The organism is Streptomyces sp. L7, assembly GCF_050990935.1.
Taxonomy (GTDB): domain Bacteria; phylum Actinomycetota; class Actinomycetes; order Actinomycetales; family Microbacteriaceae; genus Leifsonia.
The window spans coordinates 4,003,002-4,015,575 of the sequence record NZ_CP194644.1 but is presented as its reverse complement, the minus strand read 5'-3'; the positions used below and the strand labels follow the sequence as shown (position 1 = coordinate 4,015,575).

General features: G+C 66.5%; 21 protein-coding genes and 1 pseudogene. 1 reads left to right on the top strand and 21 read right to left on the bottom strand.

All coding sequences use genetic code 11. The annotated features are described in order from the left end of the window. The 21 genes and pseudogenes from secY to rpsJ all read right to left on the bottom strand — a co-directional run bounded on the left by secY (position 1) and on the right by rpsJ (position 11,090). Positions 1 to 1,323 carry a preprotein translocase subunit SecY gene (gene secY, locus ACR5MH_RS20365; RefSeq protein ID WP_179605010.1) on the bottom strand — a complete coding sequence of 441 codons (1,323 nt, stop codon included), beginning with the start codon at positions 1,321 to 1,323 and terminating at the stop codon, positions 1 to 3. Positions 1,324 to 1,403: 80 nt separating this feature from the next. Continuing rightward, entirely contained in the window at positions 1,404 to 1,826 is a 423-nt protein-coding gene (gene rplO, locus ACR5MH_RS20360) for a 50S ribosomal protein L15 (protein WP_433862678.1), read from the bottom strand. Positions 1,827 to 2,095: 269 nt separating this feature from the next. Next, positions 2,096 to 2,281, bottom strand: coding sequence for a 50S ribosomal protein L30 (rpmD, locus tag ACR5MH_RS20355; protein WP_185276507.1), 186 nt, complete (start codon positions 2,279 to 2,281; stop codon positions 2,096 to 2,098). Then, a complete protein-coding gene (rpsE, locus tag ACR5MH_RS20350; protein ID WP_179605009.1) occupies positions 2,281 to 3,000 on the bottom strand; it encodes a 30S ribosomal protein S5 in 720 nt (239 codons plus the stop codon). The genes rpmD and rpsE overlap by 1 nt, the downstream gene beginning before the upstream one ends. Further along, a complete protein-coding gene (gene rplR, locus ACR5MH_RS20345; RefSeq protein ID WP_431348843.1) occupies positions 2,997 to 3,368 on the bottom strand; it encodes a 50S ribosomal protein L18 in 372 nt (123 codons plus the stop codon). The genes rpsE and rplR overlap by 4 nt, the downstream gene beginning before the upstream one ends. A gap of 2 nt (positions 3,369 to 3,370) precedes the next feature. Continuing rightward, positions 3,371 to 3,907, bottom strand: a complete 537-nt coding sequence (gene rplF, locus ACR5MH_RS20340; protein WP_431348842.1) for a 50S ribosomal protein L6 — start codon at positions 3,905 to 3,907, stop codon at positions 3,371 to 3,373. Positions 3,908 to 3,914: 7 nt separating this feature from the next. After that, on the bottom strand, positions 3,915 to 4,313 hold the full coding sequence (gene rpsH / locus ACR5MH_RS20335) for a 30S ribosomal protein S8 (protein WP_426625139.1): 399 nt from the start codon (positions 4,311 to 4,313) through the stop codon (positions 3,915 to 3,917). A gap of 111 nt (positions 4,314 to 4,424) precedes the next feature. Further along, entirely contained in the window at positions 4,425 to 5,012 is a 588-nt protein-coding gene (gene rplE / locus ACR5MH_RS20330) for a 50S ribosomal protein L5 (RefSeq protein ID WP_431348841.1), read from the bottom strand. Then, positions 5,012 to 5,371 carry a 50S ribosomal protein L24 gene (gene rplX, locus ACR5MH_RS20325; protein ID WP_426625141.1) on the bottom strand — a complete coding sequence of 120 codons (360 nt, stop codon included), beginning with the start codon at positions 5,369 to 5,371 and terminating at the stop codon, positions 5,012 to 5,014. Before rplX ends, rplE begins: the two co-directional genes overlap by 1 nt. A gap of 2 nt (positions 5,372 to 5,373) precedes the next feature. Continuing rightward, positions 5,374 to 5,742 carry a 50S ribosomal protein L14 gene (rplN, locus tag ACR5MH_RS20320; RefSeq protein ID WP_021759574.1) on the bottom strand — a complete coding sequence of 123 codons (369 nt, stop codon included), beginning with the start codon at positions 5,740 to 5,742 and terminating at the stop codon, positions 5,374 to 5,376. Further along, on the bottom strand, positions 5,739 to 6,041 hold the full coding sequence (gene rpsQ, locus ACR5MH_RS20315) for a 30S ribosomal protein S17 (protein WP_431348840.1): 303 nt from the start codon (positions 6,039 to 6,041) through the stop codon (positions 5,739 to 5,741). Before rpsQ ends, rplN begins: the two co-directional genes overlap by 4 nt. Before the next feature lie 116 nt (positions 6,042 to 6,157). Then, positions 6,158 to 6,370: pseudogene (rpmC, locus tag ACR5MH_RS20310) on the bottom strand (50S ribosomal protein L29); the annotation flags it as partial. Further along, complete coding sequence (gene rplP, locus ACR5MH_RS20305; protein ID WP_055894786.1) at positions 6,370 to 6,789, bottom strand: 50S ribosomal protein L16; 420 nt, start codon at positions 6,787 to 6,789, stop codon at positions 6,370 to 6,372. The gene rplP and the pseudogene rpmC, both read right to left, overlap by 1 nt. A gap of 2 nt (positions 6,790 to 6,791) precedes the next feature. After that, a complete protein-coding gene (gene rpsC, locus ACR5MH_RS20300) occupies positions 6,792 to 7,568 on the bottom strand; it encodes a 30S ribosomal protein S3 (protein ID WP_431348838.1) in 777 nt (258 codons plus the stop codon). Beyond that, positions 7,568 to 7,975 carry a 50S ribosomal protein L22 gene (gene rplV / locus ACR5MH_RS20295; protein WP_433862677.1) on the bottom strand — a complete coding sequence of 136 codons (408 nt, stop codon included), beginning with the start codon at positions 7,973 to 7,975 and terminating at the stop codon, positions 7,568 to 7,570. The genes rpsC and rplV overlap by 1 nt, the downstream gene beginning before the upstream one ends. Before the next feature lie 27 nt (positions 7,976 to 8,002). Then, positions 8,003 to 8,284 (bottom strand): 30S ribosomal protein S19, encoded by a 282-nt coding sequence (gene rpsS / locus ACR5MH_RS20290; protein ID WP_018191964.1) that lies wholly within the window; start codon positions 8,282 to 8,284, stop codon positions 8,003 to 8,005. 12 nt (positions 8,285 to 8,296) lie between these two features. Beyond that, positions 8,297 to 9,136: a 50S ribosomal protein L2 gene (gene rplB / locus ACR5MH_RS20285; RefSeq protein ID WP_185276501.1), complete on the bottom strand. Its 840-nt coding sequence runs from the start codon at positions 9,134 to 9,136 to the stop codon at positions 8,297 to 8,299. A gap of 18 nt (positions 9,137 to 9,154) precedes the next feature. Further along, entirely contained in the window at positions 9,155 to 9,454 is a 300-nt protein-coding gene (gene rplW, locus ACR5MH_RS20280; RefSeq protein ID WP_431348836.1) for a 50S ribosomal protein L23, read from the bottom strand. Further along, positions 9,454 to 10,104: a 50S ribosomal protein L4 gene (gene rplD / locus ACR5MH_RS20275; protein ID WP_431348835.1), complete on the bottom strand. Its 651-nt coding sequence runs from the start codon at positions 10,102 to 10,104 to the stop codon at positions 9,454 to 9,456. Before rplD ends, rplW begins: the two co-directional genes overlap by 1 nt. 4 nt (positions 10,105 to 10,108) lie before the next feature. Next, a complete protein-coding gene (rplC, locus tag ACR5MH_RS20270) occupies positions 10,109 to 10,768 on the bottom strand; it encodes a 50S ribosomal protein L3 (RefSeq protein WP_345834046.1) in 660 nt (219 codons plus the stop codon). Between the two features lie 13 nt (positions 10,769 to 10,781). Beyond that, entirely contained in the window at positions 10,782 to 11,090 is a 309-nt protein-coding gene (gene rpsJ / locus ACR5MH_RS20265; RefSeq protein WP_005050520.1) for a 30S ribosomal protein S10, read from the bottom strand. 455 nt (positions 11,091 to 11,545) lie between these two features. On the opposite strand from rpsJ, the gene ACR5MH_RS20260 reads away from it, so the two are divergent. Then, a complete protein-coding gene (locus ACR5MH_RS20260; protein ID WP_433862097.1) occupies positions 11,546 to 12,475 on the top strand; it encodes a hypothetical protein in 930 nt (309 codons plus the stop codon). Positions 12,476 to 12,574: the final 99 nt, after the last annotated feature.

The window sequence follows — 12,574 nt, the reverse complement described above, 5'->3', positions numbered from 1 at the left end:
TCAACGCAGAAGCCCTTCGTAGTGCCGCTGCTGGAGCTGGGAGTCGATCTGCTTGACCGTCTCGAGTCCCACACCGACGATGATGAGGATGGACGTGCCGCCGAACATGAAGTTCTGGCTGGCGCCGAGCAATGCGAACGCTATCAGCGGGATCAGGGCGATGATGCCGAGGTAGATCGAGCCGGGCAGCGTCACGCGCGTCAGGACGTAGTCGAGGTACTCGGCGGTGGGGCGCCCCGCGCGGATACCGGGGATGAAGCCGCCGTACTTCTTCATGTTGTCGGCGACCTCCTCCGGGTTGAACGTGATCGCGACGTAGAAGTACGTGAAGCCGACGATCAGGAGGAAGTAGAGCAGCATGTAGAGCGGGTGGTCGCCCTTGGTCAGGTAGTTCGTGATCCACGTGACCCAGGGAGCCGGGGCCTTGCCCGCCGCGGGCTGGTTGAACTGGGCGATCAGGGCCGGCAGGTACAGCAGCGACGACGCGAAGATGACCGGCACGACGCCCGCCATGTTCACCTTGATCGGGATGTACGTGTTGTTGCCGCCGTAGGTGCGGCGACCGACCATGCGCTTGGCGTACTGCACAGGGATGCGGCGTTGCGACTGCTCGACGAACACGACCGCGGCGACGATCAGCAGACCGATCGCGATCACCACCAGCATCACCTCGATGCTCTGCGACTGGCCGATCGCCCACAGGGAGCTCGGGAACTGCGCGGCGATCGAGGTGAAGATCAGGAGGGACATGCCGTTGCCGATGCCGCGCTCGGTGACGAGCTCGCCCATCCACATGATGAGGCCGGTGCCGGCGGTCATGGTGATGACCATGAGCATGATGGCGTACCAGGAGTCGTCCGTGATGAGCTGCGTGCACTGCGAGACGGCCGTGGTGCCGAACAGCGCGCCCGAACGGGCCACGGTGATGAGCGTCGTCGACTGGAGGACGCCCAGCGCGATCGTGAGATAGCGCGTGTACTGCGTGAGCTTCGCCTGACCGGCCTGGCCCTCCTTGTAGAGGGTCTCGAATCGCGGGATGACCACGCGGAGGAGCTGCACGATGATCGACGCGGTGATGTACGGCATGATGCCGAGCGCGAAGATCGAGAGTTTGAGGAGCGCGCCACCCGAGAACAGGTTGACGAGCGAGTAGAGCCCCGACGTGTCCTGGTTGGCGTTCAGACAGGTCTGCACGTTGGCGAAGTCGACGAACGGCGCAGGGATGAAGGAGCCCAGCCGGAACAGGGCGATGATCCCCAGCGTGAAGAAGATCTTCCGGCGGAGGTCCGGGGTGCGGAAGATCCGCGCGACGGCGCTAAACAAAAGTGCGTCCTGCTTTCCTGTAAGAGTCAGTCGGGTGACCGGGGTTTCCCGGCCACCCGACTGCGCTGCTTTACGGGCGGCTACTTGACGGAGCCACCAGCGGCGACGATCTTCTGCTCGGCGGAGCCGGAGACCTTGTCGACCGCAACGTTCAGCTTAACCGCAATGTCCCCGTTACCGAGAACCTTGACCTTCTCGTTCTTGCGGACGGCGCCCTTGGAGACGAGGTCGGCGATGGTGACATCGCCGCCGGCCGGGTACAGCTCGGCCAGCTTCTCGAGGTTGACCACCTGGTACTCGACGCGGAACGGGTTCTTGAACCCGCGCAGCTTCGGCGAACGCATGTGGAACGGGAGCTGACCGCCCTGGAAGCCCGGGCGGACCTGGTAGCGGGCCTTGGTGCCCTTCGTGCCACGGCCCGCGGTCTTGCCCTTGGAACCCTCACCGCGTCCGACGCGGGTCTTGTCCTTCTTGGCGCCCGCGGCGGGACGGAGGTGGTGCACCTTGAGGACCTGCTCGCGGGGCTCCGCGACGTCCTTCTTGGCCGGGGCCTTCTTCGCCGGAGCGGAGACGGTCTCGTCCTTGGTGGAGGCGGCGGCCTTGTCGGCAGCGGCCTTCGCCGGAGCCTTCTTGGCCGGAGCCTTCTTCTCGGTGCTTGCCTTCTTCTCGGCGGCCGGCTTCGCGGCGGCCTTCTCGGCGGCCGGCTTCGCGGCAGCCTTCTTGGTGGCCGGCTTCTCGGCAGCGGCCTCAGTGGTCGGCTTGTCGTCAGCCATTAGTCGATCTCCTCAACCTTCACCAGGTGAGCGACGGTGTTGACGTACCCGCGGTTCTGCGGGGTGTCCTCGCGGACGGTGACGTCACCGATGCGCTTCAGTCCCAGACTGCGCAGTGTGTCGCGCTGGTACTGCTTCTCGCTCACTTTCGACTTGATCTGCGTGATCTTCAGGCGCGCGGCCATCAGGCACCTACCTTCTCTGCCTTCTTGGCGGCAGCGGCTGCCTCAGCAGCCTCGGCCTCGGCACGCAGCAGGCGCGCGGGCGCGACCTGGTCGTAGTCGAGACCACGGCGAGCTGCGACGGCACGGGGCTCCTCGAGCTGCTGCAGCGCCTCGACGGTCGCGTGCACGATGTTGATCGTGTTGGACGAGCCGAGCGACTTGCTCAGCACGTCGTGGATGCCGGCGCACTCCAGGACGGCGCGCACCGGGCCACCGGCGATGACACCGGTACCGGCGGCGGCCGGACGCAGGAGGACGACGCCGGCGGCGGCCTCACCCTGCACCGGGTGCGGGATGGTGTTCCCGACGCGCGGGACGCGGAAGAAGTTCTTCTTCGCCTCCTCGACGCCCTTCGAGATCGCCAGCGGCACCTCGCGGGCCTTGCCGTAGCCGACGCCCACCAGGCCGTTGCCGTCGCCGACGACCACGAGAGCGGTGAAGCTGAAGCGACGACCGCCCTTCACGACCTTGGAGACGCGGTTGATGGTCACGACGCGCTCCAGGAACTGGCTCTTGTCGGCGTCACGGCTGCCGCGATCGCGGTTGGGGTTGCGCTCCCGGCCACCGCGGCGCGGCTCGCGCTCGCGGTTGTTGTCGGTCGACGCAGCGGTCTCGACCGGCTGCGCGGTCTCCGTTACCTCAGCGGCCACGGTCTGCTCCTTGTTGTTCTCGTCGCTCACAGGTCCAGCCCACCTTCACGAGCGCCTTCGGCGACGGCCGCAACGCGACCGGCGTACTTGCTGCCACCGCGGTCGAACACCACGGCCTCGACACCGGCGGTCTTGGCGCGCTCAGCGACCAGTTCACCGACCTTGCGGGCCTTGGCGGTCTTGTCACCCTCGAAGCCGCGCAAGTCGGACTCCATGGTCGACGCGGAGGCCAGCGTGTGGCCCTTGGCGTCGTCGACGACCTGCACGAAGACGTGACGGGCCGAACGGGTGACGACCAGGCGAGGACGGACCTCGGTGCCCACGATCTTCTTGCGAAGGCGGGTGTGGCGACGGTCGCGAGCGGCCGCCTTGCTCTTTCCTCTGGTACCCAGAGCCATGATTACTTACCAGCCTTTCCGGCCTTGCGACGAACGACCTCGCCGGCGTAACGCACACCCTTGCCCTTGTACGGCTCGGGCTTGCGGATCTTGCGGATGTTCGCGGCGACCTCGCCCACAGCCTGCTTGTCGATCCCGCTCACGGTGACCTTGTTGTTGCCCTCGACCGTGAACGTGATGCCGGCCGGCGGCTCGACGTTGACCGGGTGCGAGAAGCCGAGTGCGAACTCGACGCCCGCACCCTTCTGCGCGACGCGGTAACCGGTGCCGACGATCTCCAGGCCCTTCGAGTAGCCCTGGGTGACGCCGATGATGTTGTTGTTGATGAGCGTGCGGGTGAGGCCGTGGAGCGAACGCGATGCGCGCTCGTCGTCCGGACGGGTGACCAGGACCTGGCCCTCCTCCAGCTTCGCCTCGATCGGGCTCGCGACGGTGAGCGTGAGCTCGCCCTTCGGGCCCTTGACAGTGACGGTCTGGCCGTCGATCTTCACATCGACCCCAGCGGGGATGTCGATGGGCAGTCTTCCAATACGCGACATGGCGGGATCACCACACGTAGGCGAGGACTTCCCCACCCACGCCCTTCTTCTCAGCCTGGCGGTCCGTGAGGAGCCCCGAGGAGGTGGACAGGATGGCGACACCGAGGCCGCCGAGGACCTTGGGGAGCTCCGTGGACTTCGCGTAGACGCGGAGGCCGGGCTTGGAGACTCGCTTGATGCCCGCGATGGAGCGCTCACGGTTCGGACCGAACTTGAGGTTGAGCGTCAGGGTCTGGCCGACACGGGCGTCCGAGACCTCCCAGCCGGAGATGTAGCCCTCGGAGGTGAGGATCTCGGCGATGTGGGCCTTGAGCTTGGAGTGCGGCATCGACACGGTGTCGTGGTGCGCCGAGTTCGCGTTGCGCAGTCTGGTCAGCATGTCTGCGACCGGATCTGTCATCGTCATTGCGGTTTTCCTTTGTTCACCAGGTTTCGTGCAGCCGTTACACGACTGACGACCTGTGGTGGAAGTGGGCCGGCCGGGTGGCCGGCCCACAAAGAGACAAGACTACTAGAGTCAGTTGCTCGTCTCGTTCGAACGGAACGGGAACCCGAGCTGCTTGAGCAGCGCGCGACCCTCGTCGTCGTTCTTGGCGGTGGTCACGACCGTGATGTCCATACCGCGGACGCGGTCGATCCGGTCCTGGTTGATCTCGTGGAACATCGACTGCTCCGTGAGACCGAAGGTGTAGTTGCCGTTGCCGTCGAACTGCTTGTCGCTCAGGCCGCGGAAGTCCCGGATACGGGGCAGCGCGAGCGAGAGCAGGCGGTCGAGGAACTCCCACATGCGGTCGCCGCGCAGCGTGACGTGCGCGCCGATCGGCTGGCCCTCGCGCAGCTTGAACTGCGCGATGGACTTGCGGGCCTTGGTGACCTGCGGCTTCTGGCCGGTGATCAGGGTGAGGTCGTTGATCGCACCGTCGATCACCTTGCCGTCACGAGCAGCCTCGCCGACGCCCATGTTGACGACGATCTTCACGAGGCCGGGCACCTGGTGCACGTTCGTGAAGCCGAAGTCGCCCTTGAGCTGGGCGGAGATCTCGGTCTTGTACTTCTGCTTCAGGCGAGGCTGGATTTTGCCAGCACTCGTTGCAGTGTCCGTCATTACAGGTCCTTACCAGACTTCTTGGCGTAACGAACGCGGACCGTCTTGGTGACGCCGTCCTTCGTAACGGTCTCGGTGCGGAAGCCGACGCGGGTCGGCTTCTTGGTCTCGGGGTCGACGAGGGCCACGTTGGACACGTGGATCGACGCCTCGTGGGTCTCGATGCCGCCGGTCTTCGTGCCACGCTGCGTCTGTCCGACGCGCACGTGCTTGGTCACGAAGTTGACGCCCTCGACGATCACGCGGTTCTTCTCCACGAGGACCTCGATGACGCGACCCTGCTTGCCACGGTCGCCACCGCGGGCCTCCGAGCGGCCCGAGATGACCTGGACCAGGTCGCCCTTCTTGATGTTCGCCATGGTTACAGCACCTCCGGGGCCAGCGAGATGATCTTCATGAACTTCTTGTCGCGAAGCTCACGGCCGACCGGGCCGAAGATGCGGGTGCCACGGGGGTCACCGTCGTTCTTCAGGATCACGGCGGCGTTCTCGTCGAACTTGATGTAGGAGCCGTCCGGGCGGCGGGTGTTCTTCCGCACGCGCACGACGACCGCCTTGACGACATCGCCCTTCTTGACGTTGCCGCCGGGGATCGCATCCTTGACCGTGGCGACGATGACGTCACCGAGGCCGGCGTAGCGACGGCTGGAGCCGCCGAGGACGCGGATGGTGAGAAGCTCCTTGGCGCCGGTGTTGTCGGCGACCTTGAGTCGGGATTCCTGCTGAATCACTTGGCCTTCTCCAGAATCTCAACCAGGCGCCACCGCTTGGAGGCGCTCAGCGGACGGGTCTCGTTGATGAGAACGAGGTCGCCGATGCCGGCGGCGTTGTTCTCGTCGTGCGCCTTCACCTTGGAGGTGCGGCGGAGGACCTTGCCGTACAGGGGGTGCTTCACGCGGTCTTCGACCTCGACGACGATGGTCTTGTCCATCTTGTCGCTGACGACGTACCCGCGACGGGCCTTGCGGTAACCACGGACGATGGCCTCGTCGGCCGCCGCCGCGGCCGCAGCCTTGGTGGTCTCAGCCATTACTTGGCCTCCTCAGTCTCGGTCTCGGCGACGTCGGCCACGGGGGCCTCCTTCTTCGCCTTGCTCTTCTTCTCTGCTTTCGCAGGCGCGACCTCGGCCGGAGCCGGGGTCGCCCGGATCCCGAGCTCGCGCTCGCGGATCACGGTGTAGATACGAGCGATGTCGCGCTTGACCGCACGCAGGCGGCCGTGGCTCTCGAGCTGACCGGTGGCCGACTGGAAGCGCAGGTTGAACAACTCTTCCTTGGCCTTCTTCAGCTCGTCGACCAGACGCTCGTCTTCAAAGGTGTCGAGCTCGCTGGGAGCGAGCTCCTTGGTGCCGATCGCCATTACGCGTCGCCCTCCTCGCGCTTGATGATGCGTGCCTTGAGGGGCAGCTTGTGGATTGCACGGGTCATGGCCTCACGAGCGAGTTCCTCGGAGACGCCGGAGACCTCGAAGAGGACCCGACCCGGCTTGACGTTCGCGACCCACCACTCGGGCGAACCCTTACCGGAACCCATTCGGGTCTCGGCCGGCTTCTTCGTGAGCGGACGGTCCGGGTAGATGTTGATCCACACCTTGCCGCCACGCTTGATGTGACGCGTCATGGCGATACGAGCGGACTCGATCTGACGGTTGGTCACGTAAGCGGGCGTCAGGGCCTGGATGCCGAACTCGCCGAAGGAGACCTTCGTGCCACCGGTCGCCTGGCCGCTACGGCCGGGGTGGTGCTGCTTGCGGTGCTTGACTCTGCGTGGGATCAACATGGTTATGCCTCAACTCCTGCTGCGGCCGGCGCGCTCTCGGCGGCGGGAGCGTTGCCCCGGCCACCGCCGCGACGCGGACGGTCACGGTCGTTGCGCTCGCGCGACGGCTTCTGGTTGGCCTGCTCGCGAGCAAGCTCCTTGTTCGTGATGTCGCCCTTGTAGATCCACACCTTGACACCGATGCGACCGAAGGTGGTCTTGGCCTCGTAGAAGCCGTAGTCGATGTTGGCGCGAAGCGTGTGCAGAGGCACACGGCCCTCGCGGTAGAACTCCGAGCGGCTCATCTCGGCGCCGCCGAGGCGGCCCGACACCTGGATGCGGACACCCTTGGCGCCGGCGCGCTGCGCGCCCTGCAGGCCCTTGCGCATCGCGCGGCGGAACGCCACACGTGCAGCGAGCTGCTCGGCGATGCCCTGCGCGACGAGCTGAGCGTCGGCCTCGGGGTTCTTGACCTCGAGGATGTTGAGCTGGATCTGCTTGCCCGAGAGCTTCTCGAGGTCGGAGCGGATGCGCTCCGCCTCGGCGCCACGACGACCGATCACGATGCCCGGACGGGCGGTGTGGATGTCGACGCGGACGCGGTCGCGGGTGCGCTCGATCTCGATGCGGGACACGCCCGCGCGGTCGAGCGACGTCTTCAGCAGGGTGCGGATCTTGACGTCCTCAGCGAGGTAGTCGCTGTAACGCTGACCCTTCTTCGTGCTGTCGGAGAACCAGCGCGACACGTGGTCGGTGGTGATTCCCAGACGGAAGCCGTAGGGGTTTACTTTCTGACCCATTAGTTGGTCACCTTCTTCACGGTGCTGGCCTTCCTGACTGGCTTGGCGTCCTGAACCTCATCCGGCGTCGCGAGGACGATCGTGATGTGGCTGGTGCGCTTGTTGATGCGGAAGGCGCGGCCCTGCGCACGCGGCTGGAACCGCTTGAGGGTCGTGCCCTCGTCCACGAAGGCGCGGCTCACGTACAGGTCCTGCTCGTCCAGGTAGGTGTTGCTCTGGTCGGCCTTGACACGCGCGTTGGCGATCGCCGAGGCGACGAGCTTGTAGACCGGCTCGCTCGCGCTCTGCGGGGCGAACTTCAGGATGGCCAGGGCCTCCTGGGCCTGCTTGCCGCGGATCAGGTTGACGACGCGGCGGGCCTTCATGGGGGTGACGCGGATGTGACGCACGCGTGCGATCGACTCCACCATTTCTCTCCTCCTTACGCCACCGCGTTAGCGGCGGCGACCCTTCTTGTCGTCCTTCACGTGACCACGGAAGGTGCGGGTCGGCGCGAACTCGCCGAGCTTGTGACCGACCATGGTCTCGGTGACGAACACCGGGATGTGCTTGCGACCGTCGTGCACCGCGATCGTGTGACCCAGCATGGCCGGGACGATCATCGAGCGGCGCGACCAGGTCTTGATCACGTTCTTGCTGTTGGCCTCGTTCGCGGCGACCACCTTGCGAAACAGGTGCTCGTCGACGAAGGGGCCCTTCTTGAGACTGCGTGGCATCTTCTCGAACTCCTACTTACGCTTCTTGCCGGCGTTACGGCGGCGGACGATGAGCTTGTCGCTTTCCTTGTTGGGGTGGCGCGTACGGCCTTCCTTCTGACCCCACGGGCTGACCGGGTGGCGACCACCGGAGGTCTTGCCCTCACCACCACCGTGCGGGTGGTCGATCGGGTTCATCGCGACACCGCGGACGGTCGGGCGGACGCCCTTCCAGCGCATGCGGCCGGCCTTGCCCCAGTTGATGTTCGACTGCTCGGCGTTGCCGACCTCGCCGATCGTGGCGCGGCAGCGCGCGTCCACGTTGCGGACCTCGCCCGAGGGGAGGCGCAGCTGGGCGTAGGGGCCGTCCTTCGCGACGAGACGCACCGAGGCACCGGCGGAGCGGGCCATCTTGGCGCCACCGCCCGGCTTCAGCTCGATCGCGTGCACGACGGTACCGGTCGGGATGTTGCGCAGCGGCAGGTTGTTGCCCGGCTTGATGTCCGAGCCGGCGCCCGACTCGACCACGTCGCCCTGCTTCAGCCCGGCCGGAGCCAGGATGTAGCGCTTGGTGCCGTCCACGAAGTGGAGCAGCGCGATGCGCGCGGTGCGGTTGGGGTCGTACTCGATGTGCGCGACCTTGGCGTTGACGCCGTCCTTGTCGTTGCGACGGAAGTCGATCACACGGTACTGGCGCTTGTGGCCACCACCGATGTGACGGGTCGTGATGCGGCCCTGGTTGTTGCGGCCACCGGTCTTCGACAGCGGACGGAGAAGGGACTTCTCCGGCGTCGAGCGGGTGATCTCGGCGAAATCGGCGACCGAGGAGCCGCGACGACCGGGGGTCGTGGGCTTGTAGTTACGAATAGCCATGTCTGTCTTCCTCTAGTCTCAGCCGACGGCCGTGAAGATGTCGATGGATCCGGACTTCAGCGTGACGATGGCACGCTTGGTGTCCTTGCGCTTGCCGGTGCCGAACTTGGTGCGGCGGGTCTTGCCCTGACGGTTCAGGGTGTTCACCGACGCGACCTCGACCTTGAAGATCGACTCGATGGCGAGCTTGATCTCGGTCTTGTTCGAACGCGTGTCGACGAGGAAGGTGTACTTGCCCTCGTCGATCAGGCCGTAGCTCTTCTCAGAGACGACCGGGGCGATGATGATGTCGCGCGGGTCCTTGTTGACGGCGGTCATTACGCGTTCACCTCTTCCTTCTTGCTCTTGGCCGCGATGAAGCCCTCGAGCGCCGCCTGCGAGAAGACGATGTCGTCGCTCACCAGGACGTCGTAGGCGTTCAGCTGGTCGTAGGTCAGCACGTGCACGGACGGGACGTTGCGCACGCTCTTGAAAGCGAGCTCGTCGTCGCGCTCCAGCACCACGAGGACGTGGCGCGAGGTGGCGACGCCGCTGAGCAGCTCCACGACGGCCTTGGTCGAGGGGACCTCGCCGACCGTGAACGCCTGCACGGCGTGGATGCGGCTGCCGCGGGCGCGGTCCGAGAGGGCGCCGAGCAGAGCAGCGGCGATCATCTTCTTCGGGGTGCGCTGCGAGTAGTCGCGCGGGTTCGGTCCGTGGACGACGCCACCACCGGTCATCTGAGGGGCGCGGATCGAGCCCTGACGAGCGCGGCCGGTGCCCTTCTGCTTGAACGGCTTGCGGCCGGCGCCGGAGACCTCGCCACGACCCTTGGTCTTGTGGGTGCCCTGGCGCGCTGCGGCGAGCTGGGCGGTCACGACCTGGTGGATCAGCGGGATGTTGGTCTGAACGTCGAACAGGGAGTCCGGAAGCTCGATGGAGCCGGCCTTCTTGCCCTTGAGGTCGACGACGTCAATCGAGGTAGCCATTTACTCAGGCCCCCTTCACTGCGTTGCGGACGAAAACGATGCGGCCACGAGCGCCGGGAACGGCGCCCTTGACGAGCAGCAGGCCCTTCTCGGCGTCGACGGCCTGGACCTTGAGGTTCAGGACGGTCACGCGCTCGCCACCCATGCGACCGGCCATGCGCATGCCCTTGAAGACACGGCTCGGGGTCGAGGAGGCGCCGATGGAGCCCGGCTTGCGGTGGTTGCGGTGCGCACCGTGAGAGGCGGAGACGCCCTTGAAGTTGTGGCGCTTCATGACACCGGCGAAGCCCTTGCCCTTGGAGGTGCCGACGACGTCGACCAGCTGGCCGGCCTCGAAGGTGGCGTCCACGGTGAGCTCCTGGCCGGCCGAGTACTCGGCGGCGTCAGCGGTGCGGACCTCGGTCAGGTGACGGCGCGGCGTGACGCCGGCCTTGTCGAAGTGGCCGCCGGCGGGCTTGTTGACCTTGCGCGGGTCGATCTGGCCGTAGGCGATCTGGACGGCGTTGTAGCCGTCGACCTCGGGGGTGCGGACCTGGGTCACGACGTTCGGCGTGATCTCGATGACGGTCACGGGGATGAGCTTGTTGTTCTCGTCCCAGACCTGGGTCATGCCGAGCTTCTTGCCGAGAAGTCCCTTGGAGGTCTTGGTGTCGATGTTGGACATAGCGGCACTCCCCTCAGAGCTTGATCTCGATGTTGACGTCGGCGGGCAGGTCGAGACGCATGAGCGAGTCGACGGCCTTCGGCGTCGGGTCGATGATGTCGATCAGCCGCTTGTGCGTGCGCATCTCGAAGTGCTCACGGCTGTCCTTGTACTTGTGGGGCGAACGGATGACGCACACCACGTTCTTCTCGGTGGGAAGCGGCACCGGGCCGACGACGGTCGCGCCTGCACGGGTCACCGTGTCGACGATCTTGCGCGCCGAGGTGTCGATGACCTCGTGGTCATACGACTTAAGCCGAATGCGGATCTTCTGTCCCGCCATGTCTGACTCTCTCTCTTGTTATGGCGTCGTACGAGACGGATCTCTCGAACCGTTCTCGCATTGGACGCAGTGCGACGTACGCGTGGGAAACGCCACTATTCTTCTGTCAACTCACCGCACGCCTCGAGGCACAGGAGTTCCCTGCGTTTCGAGGATGTCGATTGTGAGCATGTCCTGCTGCCTGCGGCCTAACCTCCGACCACGGGCCCGAAGGCACCTGTGGCGGGTTATGCACTGCCTGGCAGTGATCCGTCCGAAGCGCACGTAAGCGCGCTCGTTCCGAAATGTTGAACCAGACAAGTTTGCCAGATTCACGGCGATGCTGCAACCCGGGCGTGTCGCGGGTGAGCGGGACGCTGTGGAAATCCCTCCACAGGCGCGTGTTCTGGGCGAGTTCTCCCCAGATTTCCGCCGCCCCCACCTGCGATCGGGCGCCCCTCGGCAGGCTGGTCGACATGACAGCACTGCACGACTCCTCCAGCCCCGCGCGACTCCACCGCCGGCGCCTCCGCACCGTCGAGCCGGGGCGGCACCCCACGCTCCAGCAGGTCGGCCGGGCGCGGTCGCGGAGGGAGCAGCTCGAACGACTGCAGCTCTTCTCCGCGACGCGGGCTCGACCGCCGGTGTTCGCGTTCTGGTCTGCGGCGCTCGTCCACGGGCTTCCCCTGCTCAACGCTCCCCCGGCGAGCACCCACGTCGTCGCCGCGGGGTCATCGCAGAGCGCCGCGCACGGCGTCGTCTCACATCGGCGGAGCGAGGGGGCGACGACGGTGCCCAAGCACGGGCTGCAGGTGACGCCGGTCGCCGAGACAGTGGCGGCGCTGGCCGGGCGGACGTCGTTCCTGGAAGGGGTCGTGCTCGCCGACCATGCCCTGAACGCCGGAGAGTTCGGCGAGCGGGTGCCGCTCACGTCCCGAGCGGAGCTCGTCGGCGCAGCCGAACTGCTGATCGACCCGGCGGAGCGGCGGCGGGCGCTCGCGGTCGCGCGGTTCGCGGACGGGCGTGCAGAGTCACCGCTCGAATCGGTGAGTCGGTCGACGATGGCGCTCGCGGGGGCTCCGCCGCCGGATCTTCAGGTCCAGGCGCGCGATCTGTTCGGCGTGTTAGGGCGGCTCGACTTCTGCTGGCCCGGACTCGGGATCGCCGGCGAGGCGGACGGGGCAGAGAAGCTGCAGCATCTGGTGTTCCGGCGGTTCCCCGAGGTTCGGCAGGAGCTGGCGGCGCGGGCGGAGCGAGACCGACGGATCGAGCAGACCGGGCTGCGGGTCATCCGCTGGCGCTGGGCCACCGGGCGGCGCTTCGATCTGATGCGGGAGTTCCTGCTGCGCGAGGGCATGCCGCTCGACCCACGGTCGCGGGTCCGCGAGCTCGGGCTGGGGCCGTGAACGCGGAAAGCGGGACCGGCGTTCGCCGGTCCCGCTCCGAACGGCGCCTCGCGCCGCCGCTCTCGTGGTTCCAAGACCGCCTAGGCGGTGTCCGAACTC